A 26828-nucleotide genomic window follows, 5' to 3' on the forward strand; every position below is an offset into this window, starting at 1 on the left:
CGGCGAGGTCGCCCCAGAGAAGATGCCAATGTAAGGAGCTCACGTGTTCGCCTGGTGGGGTCGAACGGTCTACCGATTCCGGTACATCGTCATCGGTGTCATGGTGGCCCTGTGCCTGGGTGGCGGGGTCTACGGCATCAGCCTGGGCCAGCATGTCACGCAGAGTGGGTTCTACGACGAGGGCAGCCAGTCGGTGCAGGCGTCCCTGCTCGGCGACGAGGTGTACGGCCGCGACCGCGCCAGCCACGTCGTCGCGATCCTGACGCCACCGGACGGCAAGAAGGTCACCGACCCGCAGTGGCAGCGTGACGTCGTCGGCGAGCTCGACACCTTCGTCACCGACCACCCCGACCAGGTGGTGAGCTGGGTCGGCTGGCTGAAGGCGCCCGACGCGGCCAGCGAGACCGTCCAGCAGATGAAGACCGAGGACCTGTCGAAGACCTTCGTCAGCATCCCGCTCAAGGGCGAGGACGACGACGCGATCCTGAAGAACTACCAGGCCGTCGAACCCGACCTGCAGCAGATCAACGGCGGCGACATCCAGCTGGCCGGCCTGCAGCCGCTGGCCAGCGAGCTCACCGGCACCATCGGCGAGGACCAGAAGCGCGCCGAGGTGGCAGCCATCCCGCTGGTCTGCGTGGTGCTGTTCTTCGTCTTCGGCGGCGTGATCGCCGCGGCGCTGCCCGGCCTGATCGGCGGGCTCACCATCGCCGGTGCGCTCGGCGTCATGCGCCTGGCCGCCGAGTTCATCCCCGTGCACTTCTTCGCCCAGCCGGTGGTGACGCTCATGGGCCTGGGCATCGCCGTCGACTACGGCCTGTTCATGGTGAGCCGATTCCGGGAGGAACTCGCCGAGGGCTACGACACCGAGGCGGCCGTGCGCCGCACCGTGATGACGTCGGGCCGCACCATCATGTTCTCCGCCGTCATCCTGGTGGCGTCGTCGGTGCCGCTGCTGCTGTTCCCGCAGGGCTTCCTCAAGTCGATCACCTACGCGATCATCGCCTCGGTCATGCTGGCGGCGATCCTGTCGATCACCGTGCTGGCCGCCGGACTGGCCATCCTCGGCCCGCGCGTCGACGCGCTCGGCGTCAAGACGCTGATCAAGTTCGCCCTTCCGGACCCCATCGAGGGCGATCCCGCGAACCACAAGACCAACACCTTCGCCATCGCGTCGATCCCCCTGGGGCTGCTGGTCCCGCCCGCGGGCATCGCACTCGGCCACATCGCCCGCAAGCGCATCAAGGAGACCGGTGAGCAGGGCGCCAACCTGGCGCTGATCGGCCTGGTCCTCGGCTACACCGCGCTGTACGGCGCCATGGCCTACGGCGTGATGGCGCTCAAGGACAACGACGTCATCGGCAACGCCGTCTACTGGATGCTGCTCGGCATCATCATCTTCCTCGTCGTCGTCACCTTCGGCCTCGCGCTGGCGCGCTACGTGCCGCTGGCGCGCACCCCGATCGTCTGGTGGCTGCACTGGCTGGCCGACAAGACGCAGAAGACCAAGACCCGCGCCGAGGTGGAGCAGGGCTTCTGGGGCAAGCTCGTCAACCGCGTGATGAAGCGTCCCGCCGCCTTCGCAGTGCCGATCATCATCGTGATGGTGTTGCTGATCATCCCGCTGGGACAGCTGGCCCTCGGTGGCATCAGCGAGAAGTACCTCCCGCCGGACAACTCCGTGCGCTCGGCGCAGGAGAACTTCGACCGCAGCTTCCCCGGCTTCCGGACCGAACCGCTGACGATGGTGCTCAAGAGCGACAACGGCGAGCCGATCACCGATCAGCAACTGGCCGACATGCGCGCCAAGGCGATGACCATCAACGGCTTCATCGACGCCGACAACGACCCGTCGAAGATGTGGGCCGAACGCGCCGCTCAGGACACCGGGTCGAAGGATCCCTCGGTGCGGGTGATCCAGAACGGCCTGGAGAGCCGCAACGACGCCGCCAAGAAGATCGAGGAGCTGCGGGCACTGTCGCCACCGCGGGGCGTGACCGTATATGTCGGCGGCACACCGGCATTGGAGCAGGACAGTATCCACAGCCTGTTCGACAAGCTGCCGCTGATGGTCGCCATCCTGATCATCACCACGACGATCCTGATGTTCCTGGCGTTCGGTTCGGTGGTGTTGCCGATCAAGGCCGCGGTGATGAGCGCGCTGACGCTCGGATCGACGATGGGCGTGCTGACCTGGATGTTCGTCGAGGGCCACGGCTCAGGGCTGATGAACTACACCCCGCAGCCGCTGATGGCGCCGATGATCGGCCTGATCATCGCCGTGATCTGGGGCCTGTCCACCGACTACGAGGTGTTCCTGGTGTCCCGCATGGTGGAGGCGCGCGAACGCGGCCTGTCCACCGCCGAGGCCATCCGGATCGGTACGGCCACCACCGGGCGACTTATCACCGGCGCCGCCCTGGTGCTTGCGGTCGTCGCGGGCGCGTTCGTGTTCTCCGACCTGGTGATGATGAAGTACCTGGCGTTCGGCCTGCTGATCGCGCTGCTTCTGGACGCGACCATCGTCCGGATGTTCCTGGTGCCGGCGATCATGAAGATGCTCGGCGACGACTGCTGGTGGGCGCCGCGCTGGATGAAGCGCATCCAGGAGCGTCTGGGCCTCGGCGAGACCGAACTGCCCGACGAGCGCAAGCGCCCCAACGTCCGGGAACCCGACGACGATCCCGAGGCCCTGGTCGGCGCAGGCGGCCCGGTGTCCGCACCGCCGCGTCCGCCGCACGACCCGACCCATCCGGAGGGCCCCGTCCGGGCCGGACCGGTGCGGATACCGCCGCGGGCCAGTGGACCGTCGGCCGCGGGCACCACCCGCATCCCGACGCGGGGCGCCGCACCCGCCGCAACGCCCGAGGAACCGCCGACCACCCGGTTCTCGGCGGCCAAGAACGCCGTCCGCGGTGCGGTCGGCAACGCACCCACCCAGCGGGTGCCGCGGCCCACGCCGCCTGCACAGCAGCGCGAGGACCGCGAGATCGAGTCGTGGCTGGGCGAGCTGCGTGGCAAGCCGGCCGGCGGCGCGGAGCCCGGCCAGCCGCCGCGGCCGCCGCAGCCCTCGGCCGATTCCACCCGGGCGATGCGCCAGGGCGGGCCACGCATCGGCAACGGCACCCCACGCACGGCCGACGAGGGCAACGAGCCGACGACAGCCATCCCCGCCCCGCGTCCGCGGCAGCCGCAGCCGCAGCCAGAGTCGGATGCCACCACCGCGATCCCGACGCCGCGGACGCAGGATCCGGCGAGCACCGAGAAGATCGACACCCGTGAGGCCGACGACGAGCAGCAGCGTCGCCGGGGCGGCGGGATGAGCGCAGCGGACCTGCTCCGGCGCGAGGGCCGGCTCTAGCGACTGGCGACTTCGGCGCGCACACGATCGCGCACCGAACGTCTCCGCGCCGAAATCACTTGTCGTCGTCGGGGGGCCGCGGTCCCACGTCGTCGGGTTCGGCGTCGATCCGCGGCCCGTCGTCGTCCTCCATCGCCTCGGCGACCGCCTCGGGGTCGGACGCCAGCATGACGCGGACCGCACTGTTGACGAACGCCATCGTGGGCACCGCGAGCAGCGCGCCGACGATGCCGGCCAGCACGCCGCCGCCCGCGATCGCCAGCACCACGGCCAACGGGTGGATCGACACCGCGCGGCCCATCACCAGCGGCTGCAGCACGTGTGCCTCCAACTGCTGCACGGCGATGATCAGGCCGAGGGTGATCAGCGCATAGACGAAGCCCTTGGCCAGCAGCGCCACGATCACCGCGAGGAATCCGGTGATGACCGCGCCGATCAGCGGGATGAACGCGCCGAGGAACACCAGCGAGGCCAGCGGCAGCGCCAGCGGGATGCCCATGATCGCCAGGCCGGCGCCGATGCCCACCGCGTCGACGAGCGCCACCAGGAACGTGGCCCGGATGTAGCCGATCAGCGAGTGGAAACCCGCCCGGCCCGCGTCGCGGACACGCCCCCGGACGTCCTCGGGGAAGATCTGGGTGACGAAGCCGAAGATGTTGCGGCCGCCGTGCAGCAGGAAGATCAGCGTGAAGAGCACCAGCAGCGCGCCGGTGAGGATCTCGGTGATGGTGCCCGCCGTCGACAGGGCGCCGGTGGTGAGCCTCTCCTGGTTGTCCCGCAACGCCTCGATCGCCGCGTTGCCCGAGTTGTCGATCTGGTCGCGGCTGAGGTGCAGCGGCCCGTCGACCAGCCACCCGCGCACACCGTCGATGCTCCGGGTCACCTCGGCCACCAGCGCCGGGGCGCCCTCGATGAACTGGCTGACGACGAACGTCAGCAGGCCGCCCACGACGGCGATCCCGGTGAGCATCACCAGCGCGACCCCGCCTCCGCGCGGGGCTCCACGACGGTCGAGGAAGTCGACGGCCGGCATCAGCAGCGCGGCGATGATGGTGGCCAGCGCGACCGGCACGAAGATCACCTCGAGCTGTTTGACCAGCCACAGGAACGCCAGGAGCGCGGCGAACAGGATGAGCAGTCGCCACGCCCAGGCGGCGGCTTTGCGGACGAACGGCGTGACCGCGCTGTCGGCGAGCGGATCGACACCCAGACCTGCTGACATGCCGCGAGCGTAGCCGCACCGCGACGATCCGCCGGGCACCGCGCGCGAAGCAGGCGAAACGCGCCCGGCGCAGCGGCGTCGTCCGCGGTACCTGCGCAGTTACCCTGTAAGTCGTGTCCGACGACGCCCCGGCCGCCGGCGCACAGCCGGAACGTGCCAGCCGGGTGGCTTCCGGCCGCAGCAGGTACTGGTGGCTGCGGTGGGTGCTGATCGGCGTCGCGGTGACGGTCCTGACCGTCGAGCTGGTGCTGGTGTGGGACCAGCTGGCCAAGGCCTGGAAGAGCCTGATCTCGGCGAACTGGTGGTGGGTGCTTGCCGCGGTCGTCGCGGCGATGGCGTCGATGCACAGCTTCGCCCAGATCCAGCGGACGCTGCTGGAGTCGGCCGGCGTGCCGGTGCGGCAGTGGCGGTCGGAGGCGGCGTTCTACGCGGGCAACGCGCTGTCGACCACGATGCCAGGCGGCCCCGTGCTGTCCGCGACGTTCGTGTACCGCCAGCAGCGGATGTGGGGCGCATCGCCGGTGGTGGCGTCCTGGCAGCTGGTGATGTCGGGCGTGCTTCAGGTGGTCGGCCTGGCACTGCTGGGGCTGGGCGGCGCGTTCCTGCTCGGCGCCAGCAAGAACCCGCTGTCGCTGATCTTCTCGCTCGGCGGATTCCTGGCCATCGTGCTGCTGGCCCAGGCGGTGGCCACCCGGCCGGAGCTGATCGACGGGATCGCGGTGCGGGTGCTGGGCTGGGCGAATCAGCTGCGCGGCAGGCCCGTCGACACCGGCCTGGGCACGTGGCGGGCGACGCTGAGCCAGCTCGAATCCGTGCAGCTGGGTCGCCGCGACCTCAGTGTCGCCTTCGGCTGGTCGCTGTTCAACTGGATCGCCGACGTGGCCTGCCTGGCGTTCGCCTGCTACGCCGCCGGCGGGCACCCGGGTCTGGCGGGTGTGACGGTCGCGTACGCCGCGGCCCGCGCCGTCGGCTCGATCCCGCTGATGCCCGGCGGGCTACTGGTGGTGGAGGCCGTGCTGGTGCCCGGCCTCGTCTCCAGCGGTATGACGCTGGCCTCGGCCATCTCGGCCATGCTGATCTACCGGCTGGTCAGCTGGATCTTCATCGCCGCGATCGGCTGGGTGGTGTTCTTCTTCATGTTCCGCACCGAGAAGGACGTCGACCCGGACGCGCCGCGTCAACCCCGCGAAGAGGAGCGCCGATGATCGCCGGAAAGCGCTGCGCCACGGCCATTGTCGGTGTGCTGATACTCCTGGCCACGTCGTGCTCCGGGTCGCAGGACGAGCCCGCGGACACCGGCACGCCACCACCGGCGGCCGGCCCGTCGACCGGCGCAACGCCCGGCCCGTCGGCGCAGGCACCCGCGCAGGTGACTCCCGTGCTCGCCTACGCGGTCGCCGATCCGATACCTGTGCCCGCCACCGACGGCAGAGACCACCTGGCCTACGAACTGGTGCTCACCAACCAGCTGCCGAGCGAGGTGACGATGGACTCGCTGGAGGTCCGGTCCGGCGACACCACGCTGCTCGAACTCGCAGGCGACCGGCTCGGTTACTGGACGAGGCCGGTGGGCACGCCCGCGCCCGCGCCGACCACGAAGCTCGCGCCAGGGCAGACCGCGAGGGTCTGGCTCGACGTGGCCATCGACCGTCAGGCCGACGGCGCACCCGCCGCCATCCCCACCGAGCTGACCCACCGGCTGAAACTCACTCTGGCACAACCCATGCCGCCGCTGCTACCCGCGACGCTCACCGAGGACATCGCACCGGTGACCGTCCAGAAGCGCAGACCGGTGGTGATCGAGCCGCCGCTGCACGGCCCGAACTGGCTCGACGGCAACGGCTGCTGCGACATGACGCCACACCGGATGGCGCTCAACGGGCTGAACGGAAAGTACTGGGCCGCCGAGCGATTCGCGATCGACTACGTTCAGATGCAGCCGGACGGCCTGTTGTTCACCGGCGACAAGGCCAAGCTGGAGAGCTACGCCTACTTCGGCGCCGACATCCACGCGGTGGGTGACGGGCCGGTGGTCGCGATCGTCGACGACCTCCCCGAACAGGTCGCCGGGGCCAGCCCCACCGGGCTGCCGCTCGACCAGTACGGCGGCAACCACATCGTGCAGGACCTCGGCGACGGCAACTACGCCTTCTACGCGCACCTGAAGACCGGCAGCGTCAAGGTGAAGCCCGGCGACCGGCTCACCACCGGCCAGGTGATCGCATCGCTGGGCAACACCGGCAACACCGACGCGCCGCACCTGCACTTCCACGTGATGAGCACGCCCGACCCGCTGCTCTCCGACGGGCTGCCGTTCGTGTTCTCCTCCTACCGCCTCGACTCCCGGCTCGCGTCCCCCGCAGCGATCGACGGGCTCTTCGACAACAAGCCGGCACCCAGGCAGCCCGGCTTCGCCGGAGCCGACGAGACTGACGTCATGCCGCTGTTCCTCGACGTGATGACCTATGCGGACCGGTAGTCGCCCGGCGGCCCTCGCGCTGCTCGCCGACGCCGTCTGCGTGACGGTGTTCTGCACGCTCGGCCGGCGCAGCCACGAGGAGGGCCTCACGGCGACGGGCATCGCGCACACCGCCTGGCCGTTCCTGGCAGGCACCGCCGTCGGCTGGCTGGTGGCCCGCGGGTGGCGGCGTCCGCTGACGCTCGCCCCGACGGGGCTGATCGTGTGGGTGTGCACCGTGGTGGTGGGCATGGTGCTGCGCAAGGTCACCGGCCAGGGCACCGCGACGAGCTTCATCGTGGTCGCATCGGTGACGACCGCCGTGCTGCTGCTCGGCTGGCGCGCCGCCGCGCTGCTGGCGTCGAGGCGCTAGCCCGCTTCCGCCGGTGCCGTCGACACCGTGAGCGTGGCGCGCAGCCCGCCCAGTGGGCTGTCGGACAGCCGGATCGACCCGCCGTGCAGCGCGGCCTGCTGCGCCACCAGCGCCAGCCCGAGGCCGGAGCCACCCGGGGCGGCGGTGCTGCCGCGGCGGAACCGGCCGAGCACCGTCTCCTGCTCGTCGGCGGGCAGTCCGCGGCCGTCGTCGTCGACCACGATCGTCAGCTCCCCCGGTCGCTCCGCTCCTGCCCTCCGGTGCGCCGCCAACACCACCCGCGTCGCCCCGCCGTGCGTCACGGCGTTGCGGACCAGGTTGTCCACGGCCAGCCGCAGCCCGCCCGGCCACCCCCACACCACGCCGAGCGCGTCGTCGGCCTCGACGACGATCTCCACCCCGGCGCCCGCCCTCCGGTTCTCCCGGGCCACGCGGTCGAGCAGATCGGTCACGTCGATCAGCTCCCGGTCCTCGTCCTGCGCGAGCTGACCCGACGCCAGCTGCCCGAGCGCGGTGATGATGGCCTCGACCCGCCGCTGCGCCCGGGCCAGGTCGGCCACCACCTCGGCACGCTCGTTCTCGGGCAGGTCGTGGATGCGCAGGGTATCCAGGTCGGCCCGCATCGCCGTCAGCGGCGTGCGCAGCTCGTGCGCCGCGTTGGCGGCGAAGTCCTGCGCGGCCTGCAGCGAATTGGTGGTGGCCTGCTGCGCGGCGGCCAGACGCGCCAGCATCCCCGCCATCGCCTCGGACAGCTCCTCGGCCTCCCGCACGCCGTGCACCGCGGGCATCTCGTCGCTGCCCTTGCCCAGCCTCGACGTGTGCTCGGTGAGCTTGCGCAGCGGCCGGATGGCCGGCCCGGCCAGCAACCAGCCCAGCCCGGCGGCGATCAGCACGGTGCCCAGCCCGACGAGGACGTACTCGGGGATCCGCGCGCTGCTCAGCAGGATGCTGTCGGCGCGCAGGCCGATCGAGACCAGCACCCCGCCCTCCTGGTCGACGGGCAGGGTGCGGACGCGGTACTCGAGGCCGTTGACCTCGACGGTCTCGGTTCCGGGCGGCAGCGAGGGCAGCTGGAAGCCGCGCTGGAACACCACCTGCCCGGTCGACCGGGACCTGCCGGTGGTGAGGACGCCGCGCCGCGGATCCTGCAGCTGTTCGGGATACATGCTGGCGTCGACGATCGAGTCGAGCCTGCGGTCCAGTTGCGCGGCGTCGTTGTTGGCCAGCACCAGCGACGTCAGGATCGTGAACGCGGCGACGACGGCCGAGGCGGCGGCCGCCGAGGCGATGGCGACCCTCGTCCGCAGTGACGCCGAGCTGATACGCCGGAAGGCCCGCGAGAACCACACCTCGTTACGGCTCGTCCCGCAACACGTATCCGATCCCGCGCACCGTGTGGATCACCCGCGGCAGGCCGTCGCGTTCCAGCTTGCGTCGCAGATAGGAGATGAACACGTCGGCGACGTTGGTGTCCACGTCGAAGTCGTAACCCCAGACCAGCTCGAGCAGCCGCTGCCGGGACAGCACCACACCGGCGTTCTCGGCGAGCACGGTCAGCAGGTCGAACTCCCGCTTGGTCAGCTCCACCCGCTCGCCGTCGACGAAGACCAGCCTGCGCGCCGTGTCGATGGTCAGCGGCCCCACCACCAGGGTGTCCGACGGCTGATCGGAGTGGCTGGCCCGGCGCAGCAGGGCGTGCAGCCGCGCGACGAGCTCACCGAGGTCGAAGGGCTTGGTGAGGTAGTCGTCGGCGCCGGCTTCCAGTCCCGCGATGCGGTCGTTGACCGTGTCGCGCGCCGACAGCACGCAGATCGGGATCTCGTTGCCCAGCGCGCGCAGCGCCGTCACCACCGCGACACCGTCGAGCTCGGGCATCTGCACGTCGAGCACCAGTGCGTCGTGGGTCTCATTGGAGAGGAGGCGCAGCGCCTCCTTGCCGGTCGCAGCGACCCGGACATCGAACCCCGACAGCCGCAGTCCGCGGGCGACGGAGGTTCGCACGTCCGGGTCGTCGTCGACCATCAGCACTGTGCGGCCCGCACCCTCCTGCTGCGCGGGCGGCCCAGTAGCCACGCGAACGCTGGCCTAGCTGTCGGCGAGGCCGTCGCCGTTGGTGTCGCCGCAGCGATTCTTCAGGTCGACCAACGGCTGCCGGATGGAGGTGAGCTCGCCCTTCACCACCGGATTGGCGTCGAGGTACTTCTGCACCTCGGTGCGGATCTCCTCGCGCGGCCTGCCCTCGAGGCCGGTGAAGAAGTTGTTCACGTCCGGGTGGGTGAACAGGTACGCCGACGTCGAGGCCGAGACACCTGCGGCCACACCGGCCAGATCGGCGGCAGTGCAGTTCGGCGGCGGCGGTGCCGGCTGGGCCGAGGCCGCGGGCAGCGCACCGAACAACATCGCACCGGCAACCGAGCCAGCGCCGACCGCGCCGGCTACCGCACGCCGCGCGGTACGGGCAGAGAGCAACATGGACGAACTCCTTCATCTTGGAGTGGCCGTAACCATCGGCGGTTATCGGTAACGCAAAGCTAATCAGAATCAGCGGAGACTTTCCTGCCTTGCGGCCATCCAATATCAAAAACGGGGAATCCGCAGGTCTACCGCGCTGCCAGGGGGCGCGCCGCCCCGCAGGTTCAGCGGTACGGACCGGGCAGCGGACCGCTGCCCTGGGTGGCCGCGGACACCGGTGAGGACTGCGCCGGCGACATCGGCACGCGCGGGGTCTGCGCACCGGGCAGCGCGGCCGGCGACGTCGCCGTCTGCGACTGGGCCGCCTGCATCAGACCCATCACCTGCGGCAGCGTCACCGGCAACTTGCACCGCCCGGACAGGTTCGTCAGCGGGCGCTGCAACTCCTGCATGTCCGCGGCGACCTCGGGGTTGGCGTCGAAGTAGGTCTTGAGCGCCGCCAGCGACTGCGGACCGCCCTGTGACTGCGACGCGGTGGTCAGCGCGGCGTTGGTCTGCGGGTTCGCGTCGAGGTACTCGCCGGTGTTGGTGGCGACGGTGCCGATGGTCTTGGCCACCTCGCTGGCCGCGCACGGATCGGGGGCGGCGGTGGCCGACGGCCCGGTCAGCGCGGCGCCTGCCGCTGCGGTGGCGACGACGGCGGCGAGCAGGCCGCGGCGCAGCCCGATGGCGGTGGACTTCATGGACGCTCCTTACGATTCGCGGACGCTCTCGGGCGTCTGGCGACGCTGTCGAGGGTCCGGCAAACCTCGCGATCGGACGGCGTGGTGTCCCCGACCCGACGTACAACCGGGGGCCATCTTGCCATCAAGAGCGACGCGGTGCCCAATCCTGACAGCAGACGCGCAGGTGACGGCGCATGAGCCGGTAGGCCGGGGATGTAACGAACCGCAGGCCACCGGGCGATTCCAAGAGCGGGCGAGCCTACCTGATGACGGGGTACGCTCACGCTGAAACACAGGGGCAACGCCGGGCACGACATGGGGAGTCCGCCATCCAGCAGTTCATGATGCGCCTCAGCGGCACGCTGCGCAGATTGCGCTGGGCCGTGTTCGCGGTATGGCTGCTGCTCCTGGTGCCGGCCGTCTACCTCGCCCTGAACCACTCGTCGAACCTGACCGGTGGTGGGTTCGAGGTGGAGGGCTCGCAGTCGCTGCACGTGCAGTACGAGCTCGAGGACCACTTCCCCGATCAGGGCTCGTCGCCGTTGGCCCTGGTCGCCGCGCCCCGGGCGGACGCGTCCTTCGACGACATGAACGCCGCGGTCGCCCACCTCGAGCAGATCGCCGCGCAGGTGCCGAGCGTCACGATCATGCCCAACCCGCAGCAACCGGCGCCGCAGCCGGACCGGCCCTACGTCGTCACCCTGCAACTCGGCTTCGATAACACCGGCGCCACCGACATCGCCAAGCAGCTGCGCAAGAAGGTCGGCATCGAGGGCGAGGAGCCCGGCCAGATCGAGGACGGCCGAGTCAAGCTGTACGTCATCGGTCAGGGCGCACTGGGCGCCGCGGCGTCCGAGGCGATCAAGACCGACATCGGCCAGGCGGAGAAGTGGAACCTGCCGATCGTGCTGATCGTGCTGCTGGCGGTGTTCGGCTCGCTGGCCGCCGCCGCGGTACCGCTGGTCTTCGGCCTGTGCACCGTCGTGGTCACGATGGGCGTGGTCTACGCCCTGTCGACGGTCACCACGATGTCGGTGTTCGTCGCCTCCACGGTGTCGATGTTCGGCATCGCGCTGGCCATCGACTACTCCCTGTTCATCCTCATGCGCTTCCGGGAGGAACTGCGTGCCGGCCGCGATCCCGAGCAGGCGGCCGACGCGGCGATGGCGACGTCCGGGCTCGCGGTGGTGCTGTCCGGGCTGACGGTCATCGCCTCGGTCACCGGCATCTATCTCATCGACACCCCGGTGCTGGTGTCGATGGCCACCGGCGCGATTCTCGCGGTGGCGGTCGCGGTGCTGGCGTCGACCACGCTGACGCCCGCGGTGCTGGCGACATTCGGGCGGTCGGCGGCCAAGCGGTCGTCGTACCTGCACTGGTCCCGCAGGCCGGACGCCACCCAGTCCCGGTTCTGGACCCGCTGGACCGGCTGGGTGATGCGGCGGCCGTGGATCGCCGCGCTGGGCGCCGCCGCGCTGCTGCTGGTGCTCGCGGCGCCTGCCTTCTCGATGCAACTCGGCAACAGCATGCAGCGGCAGTTCGAACCGACCCACGAGATCAGGGGCGGCGTCAACGCGGCCGCAGAGGCACTGGGTGCGGGCGCGCTCGGCCCGGTCCGGGTGCTGGTCAGCTTCCCCGGTGGCGACGCCGCGGGCACGGACAACGCGAACAAGCTCGACACCGTGCGCCAGGAGATGGCCAAGGCGCCGAACATCATGTCGGTCTCCCCGCCGGTGTTCTCCTCCGACGACAGAAGTGCGCTGCTGTCGGCCGTGCTGTCGGTCGACCCGGAGGACAGCGGCGCGCGCCAGACCGTGGACTGGATGCGAGAGAAGCTTCCCGGCGTGGCGGGCGACGGCGTCAACATCGACGTCGGCGGGCCGACCGCGCTGATCAAGGACTTCGACGACCAGGTCTCGGCAAAACAGCCGCTGGTGTTCGCGTTCGTCTCCCTCATCGCGTTCCTGATGCTGCTCATCTCGATCCGGTCGGTGGTGCTGGCCTTCAAGGGCGTGCTGATGACCGTGCTGTCGGTGGCCGCCGCCTACGGCAGCCTCGTCGTGGTGTTCCAGTGGGGCTGGTTCGAGGCCCTGGGATTCGAGAAGATCCCGTCGCTGGACAGCACCATCCCGCCGCTGGTGCTGGCGATGACGTTCGGCCTGTCGATGGACTACGAGATCTTCCTGCTGACCCGCATCCGGGAGCGGTTCCTTCAGACCGGCAACACCCGCGACGCCGTCGCCTACGGCGTCAGCACCAGTGCCCGCACCATCACCAGCGCGGCGCTGATCATGATCGCGGTGTTCATCGGCTTCGCCTTCGCCGGTATGCCGCTCGTCGCGCAGCTCGGTGTCGCGTGCGCGGTGGCGATCGCCGTCGACGCCACCGTGGTGCGGCTGGTGCTGGTGCCGGCGTTGATGGCCATGTTCGACAAGTGGAACTGGTGGCTGCCGCACTGGCTGGACCGGGTGCTGCCGTCGGTCGACTTCGAGAAGCCACTGCCCAAGGTCGAGATCGACGACCTGGTGATCATCCCCGACGACATCTCGGCGCTCGGCCCGAGCGGCGCGGACCTGCGCATGATGGTCCGGTCCGCGGCTCGCCTGAAAAACCTTGCGCCACAAACCATCACCGTGGCCGATCCGTTGGCGTTCAGCGGTTGCCAGCCGATCAAGCAGGCGGTGCGCCGGGTCCGTGGCGCGGACACGTCCCGGGTCAGGACAGCCGTCAAGGTGGGCGCCGGCAGCCGCAACGGCGGCCGCAACGGCTCCGACGGCAACGGCAGGACGGTGCGCACGACGCTGCCCGTGCATCCGGTGACGATGTGGCGGGGTCGGCTGTCGGTGGCGCTCGACGCCCTGGAGACCGAGGCCGACACCGACCGGCCGCCGGTGGAGCGGCGCAGCCCGGTGGAGACCACCAACGTCCAGCTGCCGACGGGCGACCGGCTGCAGATCCCGACCGGCGCGGAGACGTTGCGCCTGGCGAGCTACCTGATCATGTGCAGGAACAGCAGCCACGACTACGCAGAGTTTGCCGATCTGGTCGACTCCATGGAAACTCAAACCGCCGCTGTGGTGCTGGCCGGGATGGACCGGTACTACTGTGGGCAGCACGCGAGAAAGCAGTGGGTGGCCACCCAGCTGGTGCGCCGCCTGGCCGACCCGCAGCCGTCCGACGAGCACGATTCGGTGATGTCGGACCCGGATGCGGAGGCCGACTGGGCCACGGTCAGGCAGCGCTGCCTGTCGGTGGCCGTGGCCATGCTGGAGGAGGCGAGGTGACGGTGACACCGGACGTGCGGGAATTCCGCCGCGATCCCGGTCCTCCGCGTGGCCGCCCGGTGCCGCCCCGACGGCCGCCGGTCGACGAGCGCCCCGTCGAGTTCTGGTCCACCGCGGCCATCCGCGCCGCGTTGGAGACCGACGACCTGACCGTCTGGCAGCGCATCGTCACCGCGATCAAGCGCGACCCGTACGGCCGCACGGCCCGGCAAGTCGAAGAGGTGCTGGACAAAGCGCGGCCCTACGGCGTGTCCAAGGCGCTGGCCGAGGTGCTGGTGCGCACCCGCGAACAGCTCGAGGCCGACGAACGCACCGAGGTGGCGCGCCACGTGCGGCTGCTGCTGAAGCGCTCGGGCCTGGCCCCGCAGGAGTTCGCGTCGCGAATCGGCGTGCACCCCACGGACTTCGGCGCGTACCTCGAAGGCCGCACCAGCCCGTCGGCATCGCTGATGATCCGCATGCGCCGGCTCTCCGACCGGTTCGCCAAGATGGCACGCCCGCAGCAGCAGGGCGGCCAGGGCTGACCCTCGGCGACGCCGCCGCGTCCTACGTGCTCGTACCGGGCGGGGGCGGCAGCGCCTGGGACTGGCATCTGGTGGTGCCGCTTCTCGAGTCCGCAGGCATGCACGCCGTCGCGGTCGACCTGCCCGCCGGCGACGACACCGCCGACCTGCTCACCTACGCCGACGTGGTCCGCCGCGCGGCGCGGGACAGTCCGCGACCGCTGATCCTCGTCGCACACTCGATGGGCGCCTACACCGCGCCCATCGCGGCGACCGGCCTCGACCCGGAACTTCTGGTGCTGCTCAACCCGATGGTGCCCGCGCCCGGTGAGTCAGCCCGGCAGTGGTGGGAGGCCACAGGCCAGCCCGCCGCCATGGCCGCGCACTTCGAACGGCTCGGATTCGGCGCCAGGGCGTTCGATCCCGACGAGGACTTCTACCACGACGTGCCCGAGGCGGTGCGGGCCGAGGCGGCGAGTGCACCGGAGCCCGAGCAGTCCGACACGCCGTTCGAGCAGCCATGGCCCCTCGACCGCTGGCCGGACGTGCCGATCAGGGTGCTGACCGGTCGTGACGACCGGCTGTTCCCGCTGGAGTTCCAGCGGCGCCTGGCCCGGGAGCGGCTCGGACTCGACATCGAGGAGATGCCCGGCGGGCACATGGTGGCCTTGAGCCGACCGGAGGAGTTGGCCGGCCGGTTGTTGGGAATGCTGCCCTCATGACGAACTCCGTCGAATGGACCGAACCCGACGCCGACGACCTGCGGCGCATCCTCGCCGAGACGCGCACCGTCGCGATCGTCGGCGCCTCCGCGAATCCCATGCGGCCCAGCTACGGCGTATGGGAGTCACTGCGGGCGTCGAGCCACTACGAGCTGTACCTGGTCAACCCGACGATCAGCGACGTCGACGGCGTGCCCGCCTACCCGTCGCTGGCCGACCTGCCGGTGGTGCCCGACATGGTCGACGTTTTCCGCCGCAGCGAGGAACTGCCAGCGGTGCTGCGCGACGTGCTGGCGCTCGACCCGCGGCCGAAGACGCTGTGGCTGCAGCAGGGCCTGTGGGACGAGGAGGTGGCGCGCGAGGGCGCCGCGGCCGGACTGCAGGTCGTGATGGACCGCTGCCTCAAGGTCGACTACGCCCGGTTGCGCTAGACCCGTCTGAGCGCCGGCCGGTACGCGCCGCCGTCGATGTCCTCGATCAAAGTGGGGCCGGTCGGCGTCCACCCCAGGAGTCGTTGCGTCGCAGCACTAGTGCCGGCCATGTCACGGGCGAAGAACCCGCCGATCCAGCCGAAGTGCTCGTCGATGCGGTCGGCTGGGATGGCCGCGACGGGCAGGTCGAACGCGCGACCGATAGCCTCGGCGATCACCCGGGTGGGGATCCCCTCTTCGGCGACGGCGTGCAGGCGGGTGCCTGCCGGAGCCTTCTCGAGGCCGAGCACGACCATGCGTGCGGCGTCCGCGACGTGCACTGCAGCCCAACGATTCTGCCCCTCGCCGGGGTAGCCGGACACCCCTCGATCGCGGGCCACCTGGCACAGCGTGGCGATGAAGCCGTGGTCGCCCGTGCCGTGCGTCGTCGGCGAGAAGCGCAGTGCCACAGAGCCGACGCCACGGTCGACGAAGTCCAGCAGCAGGTTCTCGCTGCCCCCGCGCGGTGACTCGGGACCGTGGAACGGCGAGGCGTCGTCCTCGGTCGCCACCCGACCCACGGTCAGGCCGGCGAGTCCCGACGCCAGCAGGAACGGCTTGCCGGTGTCGACGAGTGCGTCCCCGATCGTCTGAGCCACGGCGCGTTCGGCGGCGTTGGTGCCCGCCATGTCCGCCCAGTCGTGCTTGTTGGCGAGGTGGATGACGGCGTCGGCGTCTCGGGCCCCGGATCGTATGACGTCCAGGTCGTCGAGGTCACCGCGGCGGACGTCAACCCCCTTCGCCTCGAGTGCGGCGGTGGACGCGTCGGAGCGGGCGAGGCCGGTGAGGGCGTGGCCGGAGGCCAGGAGTTCGGCGACGACGGCGCTGCCGATCCAACCGGAGCCTCCGGTGATGAAGACGTGCATGGCGATCCTTCCGAGGCGATGTCAGTTGCTGACATCCCGACCGTACACGCGAGGTCAGTCACTGTCATCACTAGACTTCTGCTTCATGGCCAGGTGGGCGTCGGGAACACGGGAGCGGCTGCAGGACGCCGCCCTCGAGTTGTTCGCCGCCCGTGGCTACGAGCAGACCACCGCCACCGAGATCGCCCAGGCCGTCGGCCTCACCGAGCGCACCTTCTTCCGCCACTTCAGCGACAAGCGCGAGGTGCTCTTCCACGGTCAGCAGGCGTTGACCGACGCCTTCCTGGCCGGGCTGGACGACGCACCCCACGACGCCGCGCCCGTCGAGTTGGCGGTCAGCGCGCTGCGGGCCTCGTCGACCTTCTTCGACGACGAGCGCCGACCGCGATCACGCATGCGTCAGTCCGTCATCGACGACAACCCCGCCCTGCGAGAACGCGAGGCGCTCAAGCTCGTCGGCCTCGGACAGGCGCTCGGCGGTGCGCTCCGCGATCGGGGCGTCGACGGAATGGCCGCGGACGTGGCGGCCCAGATCGCCGTCATGGCGTTCGGCATCGCGTTCGCACACTGGATCGCCGAGGGCGAAGTGCGGTCGTTCGAAGAGATCGCCATGGACGTCGTCCGCGAAGTGGGCGCCGTGGCAGGCAAACTCGACCGCTAACGGGAGTGGATGGGGACGACGTCCTCCACCTGCCACCGGGTGTCGGTCTTGGTCAGCGTGACGCGCAGCGCCAGCACCGCAGTGTCGACGGGCTTGCCCGGCACACTCTGGGTGCCACGCAGCACCACGGCCACACTGGCCACCGCCGGACCCATCGCCTCGACGCCCGCCGACACCGTGGTGGCCTGCGCGGAGACGTTGCGGCTCGTCAGCTGCTTTGCCACCCCGGCGAACTCGGTCTTGAACGCCTCGGCACGCTCGGGTGACATCATCTCGGCGGCGCGGTCGATCGACGCCGTGGGGCTCTGCGGGGTGAAGGTGGCGGTCGCCTCCGAGACGCTGCTGGCGATGCCCACCACCTCGTCGGAGTCGGCGTCGAAGTCACGGTCGGGCGTGGTCCATCGCAGGTAGCCGACCAGCACGGCGGCGCACAGCGCGGCGGTGGCCACGCCGACGACGGCCAGCCGCAGACCGGGCCCGTCGTCGTCGGTGCCGACGGTCACCCCGTCGCGGCGGGCCAGCACGAAGTCGACGATCACGCCCTGCACGATCAGCAGGCACAGCACCGAGCACACCGACACCCACCACGACGGCCAGGCCAGCGCGACACCGATGTAGATCAGCGCGGCGATCGCGGCGGCCGGCGCCAGCACGTCGACGGCCAGTACCCGCAGGAGGTTCTTCATCGGATCGGCTCCAGCCGCGAGATCATCAGCTTGCCGTCCACGTCGGAGACGTCCAGCCGCAGCGTCCAGCGCACCGTTCGGGGCTCTTCCCCGGCGGCGTTCTCACTGATCGACGTGGCGACCACCAGCACGGTGTCGGTGCGGGAGGCGAACGCCGACAGCTGCGGGTTGGGTGGCGGCGGCGGAGCCGGGGCGCCGTCGGGCCCGGTGGCGTGGTGCAGCGTCTCGATGGACACCGAGTCGACCTGGCCGGTGGTGCGTGACTGCAGCGTCTGCACCAGTTGCCGGTACGGCTGCACCGCCGAGTCGAAGTCGGCGTTGAGTTCGCCGATGGTGTTCTCGTGCAGCCGCGCCATGTTGCCCGCGACGTTGTCCTTGTTCATGTTGACCAGCACGCTTGCCCACTCGGCGGCGGCCTGCAGCACCTGCGTCTGGTAGCGGCGCTCGTCGACCTCGTCGCGGTGCCCCGACCAGATCATCGTGGCCAGCAGCACCGCCGCGACGGCCACCGCCCCCAGCGCCATCGACGCAACCCCGAACGCGGTGAACGTCCCGCTGGACCCTTCGACCTCGTCGGCGGGCGTGTCGGCGGGCTCGTCGGAGGGGTCGTCGGGCATGGCCGTGAGGGTACCGGGCGGGTTCTGGAAGAATGTCGGGGTGACGGTAGAAGCAATCCGGTCAGGCATCGACCTGACCCACGTCGACCCCTCAGCCCGCCCCCAGGATGACCTCTTCGGTCACGTCAACGGGCGCTGGCTGACCGATTACGAGATCCCCGCCGACCGCGCCACCGACGGCGCGTTTCGCCTGCTGCACGACCGCGCGGAGGAGCAGATCCGCGACCTCATCACCGAGGCCGCCGAGAGCGGCGCCCAGGACGGATCCGACGAGCAGCGCATCGGCGACCTGTACGCGAGCTTCCTCGACGAGGAGACCGTCGAGCGGGTGGGCGTCGCCCCGCTGCTCGAGGAGCTGGCCGCCATCGACGCCGCCGACAGCCCCGACGCGCTGGCCGCGGTGCTGGGCGCGTTGCAGCGCACCGGGGTCGGCGGTGGCACCGGCGGTTACGTCGACACCGACTCCAAGGACTCCACCCGCTACCTGCTGCACCTGAGCCAGTCCGGCCTCGGGCTGCCCGACGAGTCGTACTACCGCGACGAGCAGCACGCCGAGATCCTGGCCGGCTATCCGCGGCACATCGCGGCGATGCTCGCCCTCGTGCACGGCGGCACCGCGGACGACCACGCGTCGACGGCCGAGCGCATCGTGGCGCTGGAGACGAAGCTGGCGGCGGCGCACTGGGACGTCGTCAAGCGCCGCGACGCCGACCTGACCTACAACCTGCGCCGGTTCGCGGACCTGCCCGAGGAGGCGCCCGGCTTCGACTGGGCCGGCTGGCTGGTGGCGCTGGGCGGTTCGGTCGAGAAGGCCGCCGAGGTCGTGGTGCGCCAGCCCGACTACCTGACTGCCTTCGCGGCCGCATGGTCGAGCGAGTCGCTGGAGGACTGGAAGGCATGGGCGCGCTGGCGGGTCATCCACGCCAGGGCCTTCCTGCTGACCGACGCGCTGGTCGCCGAGAACTTCGCCTTCTACGGGCGCACGCTGTCGGGCACTGAGGCGATCCGTGACCGCTGGAAGCGGGCGGTGTCGGTGGTGGAGAGCCTGATGGGCGACGCGCTGGGCAAGCTCTACGTCGAGCGGTACTTCCCGCCCGAGGCCAAGGCTCGGATGGACGAGCTGGTGGCCAACCTGCGGGAGGCCTACCGCGTCAGCATCGACGAGCTGGACTGGATGACGCCGGAGACCCGGCGCAAGGCGCTGGTCAAGCTCGACAAGTTCACGCCGAAGATCGGTTACCCGAAGAACTGGCGGGACTACTCGGCGCTGGTCATCCGGCGCGACGACCTGTACGGCAACTACCGGCGCGGTTACGAGGTGGGCTACGACCGCGAGCTGGCCAAGCTCGGCGGGCCGGTGGACCGCGACGAGTGGTTCATGACGCCGCAGACGGTCAACGCCTACTACAACCCCGGCATGAACGAGATCGTCTTTCCTGCAGCCATTCTGCAGCCACCGTTCTTCGACGCCGAGGCCGACGACGCGGCGAACTACGGCGGCATCGGTGCGGTCATCGGTCACGAGATCGGGCACGGCTTCGACGATCAGGGCGCCAAGTACGACGGTGACGGCAACCTCGTCGACTGGTGGACCGACGCCGACCGCACGGAGTTCGGCGCCCGCACCAAGGCGCTGATCGAGCAGTACGAGGAGTTCGTGCCCCGCGAGCTGTCCAACGGACACCATGTCAACGGCGCGTTCACCGTAGGAGAGAACATCGGCGACCTCGGCGGTCTGTCGATCGCGCTGCTGGCGTACCGGTTGTCCCTGAAGGGCGAGGAGGCGCCGGTGATCGACGGGTTGACCGGCGAGCAGCGGGTCTTCTTCGGCTGGGCGCAGGTGTGGCGCACGAAATCCCGTTCAGCCGAGGCGATTCGGCGGCTGGCCGTCGACCCGCACTCGCCGCCGGAGTTCCGGTGCAACGGCGTGATCCGCAACATGGACGCCTTCTACGAGGCGTTCGACGTGTCGGAGAACGACGCCCTGTACCTGGAACCCGAACGGCGCGTGCGGATCTGGAACTAGACCGCCGCACGGGCGATGACCGACGCCTGGCAGGTGCGTTCCGGATCGGCCGACGACCTGGAGTCGTTGGCGCCGTTGTGGCTCGCCGTGCACCACCGGCACGTCGAGTCGATGCCGGAGCTCGCTCCCTACGTGGACGACGACGCAACGTGGAGCGAGCGCCGGCGCGTGTACGCCGGGCTGCTGGCCAAGCCCGACACGGTATTGCTGCTGGCGTCGGTCGACGGCGAGTTGGTCGGATACGGGCTGGCGCATGTGATGGCGGTGGGCGACACGTGGGTCGCCGACACATGGCGCACCGGTGAGCGGATCGGCGAGATCGAGTCGCTCAGTGTGCTGCCGGCTTACCGGGGAACCGGCCTGGGATCGCAACTGCTCGACGCGCTGGAGCGCCGCCTGCACGAGCAGTGCGTCAAAGACATTGTCTTCGGTGTGCTTTCGGGCAACGAGGACGCGATCCGGCTCTATCAGCGACGCGGCTATCGCCCGACGTGGCTCTACCTGTCGAAGTTCGAGGGCCGCTAGAGCGCTTCGGGTAGTCGACTACGCATGACGGCGGCTGCGCCGAGGGCGACAGTGCAGGTATGGCGCCATCACGAGCGAGGTCCTACGGGGTCACCCCGCGGCTATTGCTCGCCGCGTGGACGGCTGCCGTCGCGTTCGTGCTGCTGATCGCGGGAAGTGCTGCGGCAGGCGCGCAGCCGCCACCGGCGGACCCGACGCCAACGACGCCCGGACTTCCGCTGCCCGCTGAGGATCCGTTGATCAGGAACAACGTCACCCAGCCGGCAGCGCTGACGATCGGCCTCTCACCAGAATCAGGTCCTCCTGGAACAGAAGTGACGATCACCGTGGGCGGCGTCAGCGGTTGTACAAGTTCATTCGAACTGGATAGACAGCGACTACTGGTGGTGTGGGGCGCCGAGGATGTCATCTCGAACGCCACCGTGAGTGACGGCGTCGCGACCATTCGACATACCGTGCCGGATGATCCTGCGGCTCCGAGCTACACCGTTGCGGCAGCGTGCGGAGGACAGGCGGCGTACGACACATTCACTGTCGTAGCACCACCGCCGGACCCGCATCTCGTACTCGATACGGCAGAGCCACAACGCGGCTCAGAAATTCGGGCGACCGGAACCGGTTTCGCCTGCACGTCATCGGTCGACCTCAGCTGGGCCGACGGCGAGTCACCTGTCATGCAGGCCACGCCGCCCGACTTCGACGTGCCGATCCGGATCGACGACGATGCTCCCCTCGGCCCACGCGTACTGGTGGCGGAGTGTCAGGACGACCCGTCCATCGCCGACCGCAAGTCGGTCGAGATCGTCGCAGCACCTCCACCTCCGACGACCACGACCACCACCACCGAGACCACGACCGCCACCGAGACCACGACCACGCTCCGTACGACGGCCCCACCGACCACTGCCGTCGCCCATGAAGACGACACCGACTCCGACGAAGATCCGCCGTCCGGCCCGAGCATCTGGCCGTGGCTGGTCGCGCTGGCCCTGGTGGTAGCGGCGTCACTCACCGCACGCCACCTCCGTCGTCGCCACCAGAAGCGGCAACTCAATCGCGTACACGTCGTCGCCAGTACGACCAATCCGCCCGCCGCCGACTTCCACGAGACACCCGCCAACGGCGAGATGACTCACGCCATCCGCGTAGAGGCCCGCGCCGGAATCAGCGTTCCCACCATCACGGAGGTGCACCATGTCCCTTGAACCGACCCGCGAAGCCACCGTTCGGGACTTCTTCTTCGGGCCCGACGCATGCGCGGAATTGACCCGATCGCTGCACGACAATGCCACCGCTCGCCGCCTCCTTCCCGGCTACCCCGGCCTCACCGCCATCGTCGAGCGGGAGGTGGCGAAGGCGACCGATGGTTTCCTCGACACCAATCCGACGGACCTCGTGGCGTCCGCGTGGCGGCGGTACGAGAAGCTCCGCCAGGCGGCGATCCGCTCCAGCGGCACGGGCAAAGAGGAGCGGGTCTCGATGGCGACGCACCGGATCGAGTCGAGCCATCGCCCGACGGTCGACGTCTTCATCGACGGAACACGCCGTGCCACCGTTCAATTGGCGATAACGCTCTCCTTCGACATGGCGGGCATCGTCGCGGTGGTGCGGCGCACGCGGGTGGTGGCGATCGAAGCCGGAAACTGCACCGTCACCGGTGAACTCACCGCGCAGGGCGTCACGCTGACCAAGCGGCAGCGCCAGTGGGGCTTCCCGGGGGCGGTCACATTGCGCGGTGGCATCGCCGTGCTCAGAGAGGACATGGCGGCGGCGGTGTGAATCAAAGGGCGGCCCGCTAGCGCGCGCCGCCGACATACGGCCTGACCGCCAGCAGGTAGCCGGCGAGCAGCACCAGCGGAGCGGCCAGCGGCAGCCACGGCAGCTGCACGGGTAGCAGCACCGCGACCGCTGCGGCCACCCCGAACCCGACGGCGCCGATCACCGTCGCCGCGGCGGCCCGGCCCTCTCCGTGCCGCAACACCAGGTACGCGGCGGCGGCAAGACCCGCCAGCGCGGTGTACATCGGCGACGGCGCGGCGAGCAGCAGGGTGCCCACCGTGAGCAGCACCGCCACGGTCGCGGCCGGGCGCCACCACGCCGCTATCGCCACCGCGAACAATGCGGCGGCCGCCGAGACGAGTGCGTCCCCGTCGGCACGGTACGCCGCGGCGGCCACCATCAGCACCCCGAAGGCGCTGGGCAACAACAGCTTCACCGCTCGCTGCGCCGGATCCGTCATTTCCGCATCCCGGTCCTGCGGTCGGGGATGAGCATCATCGCCTGGTCGAGGGTCCCGGTGCTCGGCCATGCCACGACGTCGACGCCGATGGTGCCCATGTCGCGGTACATGAACGAGCGCTGCAACGCCCACATCCGGTCGACCAGCGGATCCTGGGCGCCCTCGATCGGAGATCCCTCGAGCACGTCGACGGCGACCACGGGATGGCCGCGCTTGCGCAGATCGATGAGCGCCAACGCGAACTCCGTCTCGAGCAGCGTCGAGAACGCGATCACGATCGCCCCCGCCGGCACCGCCGGTCTGGGTGCCAGCGTGCCCCCGGCCCGCTCGAAACCGCCGACGGCGCCGAGCATCGTGTCCAGGATCCGGTAGAACTGCCGCTGACCGATGTCGGCGCCGAGCCAACGGGTGTCGCGGTTGCCCAGCGCCACCAGACCGGCCCGGTCGCCGTAGCGCAGCGCGCTCTGCACCACCTGCGCTGCGCCACGCGCCATCCGCTCGGTGGCCGCGGTCGCCGGTCCCGCCGGCTGGGCATACGTGTCGATCAGCACCACCACGTCGGCCGCCCGATCGGTGAGCCGCTCGGTGACGTGCAGCGCCCCGCGCCGCGCGCTGACCGGCCAATTCACCGTCCGCAGCTGATCGCCAGGGACGTAGGGCCGGATGTCGGCGTACTCGACGCCCGGGCCGGTGTGCCGGGTCAAGTGGGTACCCAGCCGGTCCAGCAGGTCGGTGCGCGGGATCGGGGTGGTCTGCGGCGGCGCCACCGGGAACACGCAGACCTCGACGGCGTCGACGGTGCCGGTGCCCTCCAGCAGGCCGCCGCGGGCAGTCACCCGCACCTCGGCCCGCACCGGATAACGACCCCACCGCGCCGCCTCGGCCGTGACGGTCAGCGGCGGACCGGTGTCCACCACCTCGAGATCCATGCCGGGCACTGCGGCACAGGCGATGTCGACCTCGCTGCCGTCGTCGGCGGCCGCCCACAGCGCGACGGTCACCGACTCGGACTCGAAGCAGCGCTGCATCCCCGGCCTGCCCGACACCTCGACGGCAGGGGGCGGCCGCTGCCACGACAGCGAGCACACTACCCCGAGAAGCGGCGCCGCGAACGCCACCAGATCCCACCGCCCGCCGAGCAACGCCCCGATGATCGCCGCCCCGGCGCACGTGGCCACGGCGCGGGTCAGCGGCGATGCGCGCCAACGCAACTCGACGGTCGCACGGTGATCCGGCGTCGTCACCGGGCGGCCCGCGGCACCGGCAGCCGTCGCAGCAGTTCCTCGACGACGTCGGAGCCCTGCACCCGCCGCACCCACATCTCGGGCCGCAGGCTGATCCGGTGCGCCATCGCGGGCACGGCCAGCGCCTTCACGTCCTCGGGTACGACGTAGTCCCGGCCGAGCAGCAGGGCCCGGGCCCGCGCCAGCTGCACCAGGTCGAGCTCGGCGCGCGGGCTGGCGCCGACGGCGACCTGCGGGTGCTGGCGGCTGGCCGTGGCCAGCGACACCACGTACTGCAGCACGTCGTCGTGCACGGTCACCTGCTCGACCGACTCCTGCATGGCCAGCAGGTCATGGGCGTCGACCACCTGACCCACGATCGGCGGCTCCGATCCGCGGTCGAGGCGGCGGCGCAGCATCGTGGCCTCCTCGTGTTCGGACAGGTATTTGAGTTCCAGGCGGATGGCGAACCGGTCGAGCTGGGCCTCGGGCAGCGGGTAGGTGCCCTCGTACTCGATCGGATTGTCGGTGGCCAGCACCAGGAACGGCGCGGGCAGCGGATGGGTGACGCCGTCGATACTGACCTGGCGCTCGGCCATCGCCTCCAGCAGCGCGGCCTGCGTTTTGGGCGGCGTGCGGTTGATCTCGTCGCCGAGCAGCAGGTTGGTGAACACCGGTCCGCGGCGGAACTCGAAGCGGCCGGACTGCATGTCGTAGATCGTCGAGCCCAGCAGGTCGGCGGGCAGCAGGTCGGGGGTGAACTGCACCCGGGTGAACTCGAGTCCGAGGGCGGCGGCGAAAGATCGTGCGATGAGCGTCTTTCCGAGCCCCGGCAGATCCTCGACGAGGACGTGCCCGCGGGCGAGCACTGTGGTGAGGATGAGGGTGAGCGCCCTGCGCTTGCCCACCACCGCCCTGCCGATCTCGTCGAGCACCGCGTCGCAGTGGGCGCTGGTGGTCGCCACCGGCATCCCCATCTCGGCCGTCATATCTGCTCCAGACGTTGCAGGATGTCGTTGAGGGTGTCGCGGCCGGGCCCCGGTTCGCTGCTGCCGGTCCGCGAAATGTTCTCCGGATCCACCCACGGCCACAGCTCCGCGCCGAAGAGCATCTCGCCGGTGGCGCGGAAGGCGTTCGGGCTCTTCAGTCTTCGTTGCCCGCTGGCCAGCTCGAACTGCCGCGCCAGCATCGGGCGCAGCCGCCGGTCCCAGTCGGTGCGGGTGGTCTCCGACCACGAGATCATCGTCTCGGTACGGGCGTGCCACCGCCGCAGCGACGCCCCGGTGTCGTCGTGGGCGGGTTCGTCGGCCACGCCGGCGGGGCCGCGCGTCAGGTGCCAGCGGACGGCCAGCAGCACGGCGGCGACCGCGACGCCGGACACCACAAGCACGTCGGTGCGGTCGAGCCGGGCGATCGCGAACAGCTCGACCACGACGACCAGCGTCACACCGACGGCGACCAGCCTCGTCATCGCGCCGCCTCGAGTTCGTCGCGCACCAGTCGCAGCGCGCGCACCGCGGCGGTCCGGTGGCCCTCCCCCATTTCGTGCGGACTGAACCGCGCCTCCTCGAACAGGTCGACCAGTTCGGTTGCGCTCTCGGCGCGCAGGGCGTGGCTGCGGACGGCGCGGGCGAGCACCTCCGACGGGGTGTCCGACGCCTGCGGGACGGTGCCCGGCGACTTCTCGAGTTCGCGTTCCATCGCCACGTAACAGGCGATGATCGCCTCGCGGGGGTCGCGACTGTGGTCGCCGATCTCGGCCAGCCCGAGTTCGGCGGCCCGTGCGAGGTCCGGGCCGGCCGGAGCCGGTTCCGGCGGCGCGACGGCACCGGCCGGGGACGGCGCGACGGCGCTCACCTTCCTGCGGCCGGCGATCGTCGCGGCGAACGACAGCACGAACAGGGCGATGGTCGCGGCCATCAGATACCCGAAGACGTTGCCGCCGGGCGTGCCCTCGCCGTCGGGTGGTTCCGGCGGCTCGGCAGCTGGGACGACGTCGGGAGCCGCAGCGGGTTCGGTGTCCGACGGAACCGGCACGTCGTCGACCGCCAGCTGATTGCCCCAGCGCATCAACAACAGCACAACCAGCAGCCACACCAGCAGACCCGCAGCGGCGATCGCCAGCAGCCGCCACGGCGGCCTGCCGCCCTCTCCGCGGGCATCGCGCGGAGCGCCGACGGGAAGTGCCGCGGCAGCAGGGCGGCGGGTCTGGTTGACGATCGCGATCGCGATGACGGCCATCGACAGCGCGAGCATCGCGATGACGGCGACCAGCGTGCCCGCCCCGCCGGTCGCGGTCTCGGCTTCGACGGCTTCGGCCTCGGCGCGCTGCGCACCGGGCAGGTGTCCGCGCAGCGCGACGGTAGCGAGCATGACAAGCACGATCACCGTGACCGTGCGTGCCACCGCCTTGTCGTCACCGGGCATGGCCCACCCTCGGCTGTGTACCGACGTC

Annotated in this window: 26 protein-coding genes; 13 read left to right on the plus strand and 13 right to left on the minus strand. The window is 70.5% G+C overall.

The features are described from left to right. The first annotated feature begins 43 nt into the window (after positions 1-43). Positions 44-3361, plus strand: coding sequence for an MMPL family transporter (locus AB0K11_RS14490; protein ID WP_364977546.1), 3318 nt, complete (start codon positions 44-46; stop codon positions 3359-3361). A 55-nt stretch (positions 3362-3416) separates the two neighbouring features. On the opposite strand, the gene AB0K11_RS14495 is transcribed toward AB0K11_RS14490, so the two are convergent. Beyond that, positions 3417-4583 carry an AI-2E family transporter gene (locus tag AB0K11_RS14495; RefSeq protein WP_364977548.1) on the minus strand — a complete coding sequence of 389 codons (1167 nt, stop codon included), beginning with the start codon at positions 4581-4583 and terminating at the stop codon, positions 3417-3419. A 164-nt stretch (positions 4584-4747) separates the two neighbouring features. Here AB0K11_RS14495 and AB0K11_RS14500 point away from each other — a divergent pair, with 164 nt between their 5' ends. The 3 genes from AB0K11_RS14500 to AB0K11_RS14510 are packed head-to-tail and all read left to right on the plus strand — an operon-like array spanning position 4748 to position 7414. Beyond that, complete coding sequence (locus AB0K11_RS14500; protein ID WP_364978470.1) at positions 4748-5788, plus strand: YbhN family protein; 1041 nt, start codon at positions 4748-4750, stop codon at positions 5786-5788. Further along, complete coding sequence (locus AB0K11_RS14505) at positions 5785-7062, plus strand: peptidoglycan DD-metalloendopeptidase family protein (RefSeq protein ID WP_364977550.1); 1278 nt, start codon at positions 5785-5787, stop codon at positions 7060-7062. Before AB0K11_RS14500 ends, AB0K11_RS14505 begins: the two co-directional genes overlap by 4 nt. Then, positions 7049-7414, plus strand: a complete 366-nt coding sequence (locus AB0K11_RS14510; RefSeq protein ID WP_364977552.1) for a DUF3054 domain-containing protein — start codon at positions 7049-7051, stop codon at positions 7412-7414. The genes AB0K11_RS14505 and AB0K11_RS14510 overlap by 14 nt, the downstream gene beginning before the upstream one ends. On the opposite strand, the gene AB0K11_RS14515 is transcribed toward AB0K11_RS14510, so the two are convergent. The 4 genes from AB0K11_RS14515 to AB0K11_RS14530 all read right to left on the minus strand — a co-directional run bounded on the left by AB0K11_RS14515 (position 7411) and on the right by AB0K11_RS14530 (position 10569). Further along, positions 7411-8763, minus strand: a complete 1353-nt coding sequence (locus AB0K11_RS14515) for a HAMP domain-containing sensor histidine kinase (RefSeq protein WP_364977554.1) — start codon at positions 8761-8763, stop codon at positions 7411-7413. The genes AB0K11_RS14510 and AB0K11_RS14515 overlap by 4 nt on opposite strands. Before the next feature lie 4 nt (positions 8764-8767). Then, complete coding sequence (locus AB0K11_RS14520) at positions 8768-9436, minus strand: response regulator transcription factor (RefSeq protein ID WP_264015171.1); 669 nt, start codon at positions 9434-9436, stop codon at positions 8768-8770. 63 nt (positions 9437-9499) lie between these two features. After that, positions 9500-9886, minus strand: a complete 387-nt coding sequence (locus AB0K11_RS14525; RefSeq protein ID WP_364977556.1) for a heme-binding protein — start codon at positions 9884-9886, stop codon at positions 9500-9502. A 164-nt stretch (positions 9887-10050) separates the two neighbouring features. Further along, positions 10051-10569 (minus strand): hemophore, encoded by a 519-nt coding sequence (locus AB0K11_RS14530; protein ID WP_364977557.1) that lies wholly within the window; start codon positions 10567-10569, stop codon positions 10051-10053. A 323-nt stretch (positions 10570-10892) separates the two neighbouring features. Here AB0K11_RS14530 and AB0K11_RS14535 point away from each other — a divergent pair, with 323 nt between their 5' ends. Genes AB0K11_RS14535 through AB0K11_RS14550 form a run of 4 tightly spaced genes read left to right on the plus strand, consistent with a single transcriptional unit; the run spans position 10893 to position 15491 of the window. Then, positions 10893-13835 carry an MMPL family transporter gene (locus tag AB0K11_RS14535; protein WP_364977558.1) on the plus strand — a complete coding sequence of 981 codons (2943 nt, stop codon included), beginning with the start codon at positions 10893-10895 and terminating at the stop codon, positions 13833-13835. Next, positions 13832-14359 (plus strand): helix-turn-helix transcriptional regulator, encoded by a 528-nt coding sequence (locus tag AB0K11_RS14540; RefSeq protein ID WP_364977560.1) that lies wholly within the window; start codon positions 13832-13834, stop codon positions 14357-14359. The genes AB0K11_RS14535 and AB0K11_RS14540 overlap by 4 nt, the downstream gene beginning before the upstream one ends. 26 nt (positions 14360-14385) lie before the next feature. Beyond that, positions 14386-15060: an alpha/beta hydrolase gene (locus tag AB0K11_RS14545; protein WP_364977562.1), complete on the plus strand. Its 675-nt coding sequence runs from the start codon at positions 14386-14388 to the stop codon at positions 15058-15060. Next, positions 15057-15491, plus strand: coding sequence for a CoA-binding protein (locus tag AB0K11_RS14550; RefSeq protein WP_364977564.1), 435 nt, complete (start codon positions 15057-15059; stop codon positions 15489-15491). The genes AB0K11_RS14545 and AB0K11_RS14550 overlap by 4 nt, the downstream gene beginning before the upstream one ends. Here AB0K11_RS14550 and AB0K11_RS14555 read toward each other — a convergent pair. Beyond that, on the minus strand, positions 15488-16396 hold the full coding sequence (locus AB0K11_RS14555) for an SDR family oxidoreductase (RefSeq protein ID WP_364977566.1): 909 nt from the start codon (positions 16394-16396) through the stop codon (positions 15488-15490). The genes AB0K11_RS14550 and AB0K11_RS14555 overlap by 4 nt on opposite strands. 85 nt (positions 16397-16481) lie before the next feature. Here AB0K11_RS14555 and AB0K11_RS14560 point away from each other — a divergent pair, with 85 nt between their 5' ends. Further along, positions 16482-17057 carry a helix-turn-helix domain-containing protein gene (locus tag AB0K11_RS14560; RefSeq protein WP_364977568.1) on the plus strand — a complete coding sequence of 192 codons (576 nt, stop codon included), beginning with the start codon at positions 16482-16484 and terminating at the stop codon, positions 17055-17057. Here the strand turns inward: AB0K11_RS14560 and AB0K11_RS14565 are convergent. Continuing rightward, entirely contained in the window at positions 17054-17743 is a 690-nt protein-coding gene (locus AB0K11_RS14565; protein WP_364977570.1) for a hypothetical protein, read from the minus strand. The genes AB0K11_RS14560 and AB0K11_RS14565 overlap by 4 nt on opposite strands. Then, on the minus strand, positions 17740-18360 hold the full coding sequence (locus AB0K11_RS14570; RefSeq protein WP_364977572.1) for a hypothetical protein: 621 nt from the start codon (positions 18358-18360) through the stop codon (positions 17740-17742). The genes AB0K11_RS14565 and AB0K11_RS14570 overlap by 4 nt, the downstream gene beginning before the upstream one ends. Between AB0K11_RS14570 and AB0K11_RS14575 the strand changes: the two genes are divergently transcribed. The 4 genes from AB0K11_RS14575 to AB0K11_RS14590 all read left to right on the plus strand — a co-directional run bounded on the left by AB0K11_RS14575 (position 18359) and on the right by AB0K11_RS14590 (position 22690). Beyond that, positions 18359-20386, plus strand: a complete 2028-nt coding sequence (locus AB0K11_RS14575) for a M13 family metallopeptidase (protein WP_364977574.1) — start codon at positions 18359-18361, stop codon at positions 20384-20386. The genes AB0K11_RS14570 and AB0K11_RS14575 overlap by 2 nt on opposite strands. 15 nt (positions 20387-20401) lie before the next feature. After that, positions 20402-20911: a GNAT family N-acetyltransferase gene (locus AB0K11_RS14580; RefSeq protein WP_364977576.1), complete on the plus strand. Its 510-nt coding sequence runs from the start codon at positions 20402-20404 to the stop codon at positions 20909-20911. Positions 20912-21585: 674 nt separating this feature from the next. Further along, positions 21586-22116 carry a hypothetical protein gene (locus tag AB0K11_RS14585; RefSeq protein ID WP_364977578.1) on the plus strand — a complete coding sequence of 177 codons (531 nt, stop codon included), beginning with the start codon at positions 21586-21588 and terminating at the stop codon, positions 22114-22116. Next, a complete protein-coding gene (locus AB0K11_RS14590) occupies positions 22106-22690 on the plus strand; it encodes a hypothetical protein (protein ID WP_364977580.1) in 585 nt (194 codons plus the stop codon). The genes AB0K11_RS14585 and AB0K11_RS14590 overlap by 11 nt, the downstream gene beginning before the upstream one ends. A 16-nt stretch (positions 22691-22706) precedes the next feature. Here AB0K11_RS14590 and AB0K11_RS14595 read toward each other — a convergent pair whose 3' ends face one another. Genes AB0K11_RS14595 through AB0K11_RS14615 form a run of 5 tightly spaced genes read right to left on the minus strand, consistent with a single transcriptional unit; the run spans position 22707 to position 26800 of the window. After that, on the minus strand, positions 22707-23150 hold the full coding sequence (locus tag AB0K11_RS14595; RefSeq protein ID WP_364977582.1) for a hypothetical protein: 444 nt from the start codon (positions 23148-23150) through the stop codon (positions 22707-22709). After that, positions 23147-24394, minus strand: coding sequence for a DUF58 domain-containing protein (locus tag AB0K11_RS14600; RefSeq protein WP_364977584.1), 1248 nt, complete (start codon positions 24392-24394; stop codon positions 23147-23149). Before AB0K11_RS14600 ends, AB0K11_RS14595 begins: the two co-directional genes overlap by 4 nt. Then, positions 24391-25350, minus strand: coding sequence for a MoxR family ATPase (locus tag AB0K11_RS14605; protein WP_364978473.1), 960 nt, complete (start codon positions 25348-25350; stop codon positions 24391-24393). Before AB0K11_RS14605 ends, AB0K11_RS14600 begins: the two co-directional genes overlap by 4 nt. A gap of 8 nt (positions 25351-25358) precedes the next feature. Continuing rightward, the gene (locus AB0K11_RS14610; RefSeq protein ID WP_364977586.1) at positions 25359-25844 is read right to left on the minus strand and encodes a hypothetical protein; all 486 of its coding nucleotides are present in this window, start codon (positions 25842-25844) and stop codon (positions 25359-25361) included. After that, positions 25841-26800 (minus strand): DUF4129 domain-containing protein, encoded by a 960-nt coding sequence (locus AB0K11_RS14615; RefSeq protein ID WP_364977588.1) that lies wholly within the window; start codon positions 26798-26800, stop codon positions 25841-25843. Before AB0K11_RS14615 ends, AB0K11_RS14610 begins: the two co-directional genes overlap by 4 nt. Positions 26801-26828: the final 28 nt, after the last annotated feature.

The sequence above is a fragment of the Mycobacterium sp. NPDC050551 genome (genome assembly GCF_040674075.1).
Lineage (GTDB): Bacteria > Actinomycetota > Actinomycetes > Mycobacteriales > Mycobacteriaceae > Mycobacterium.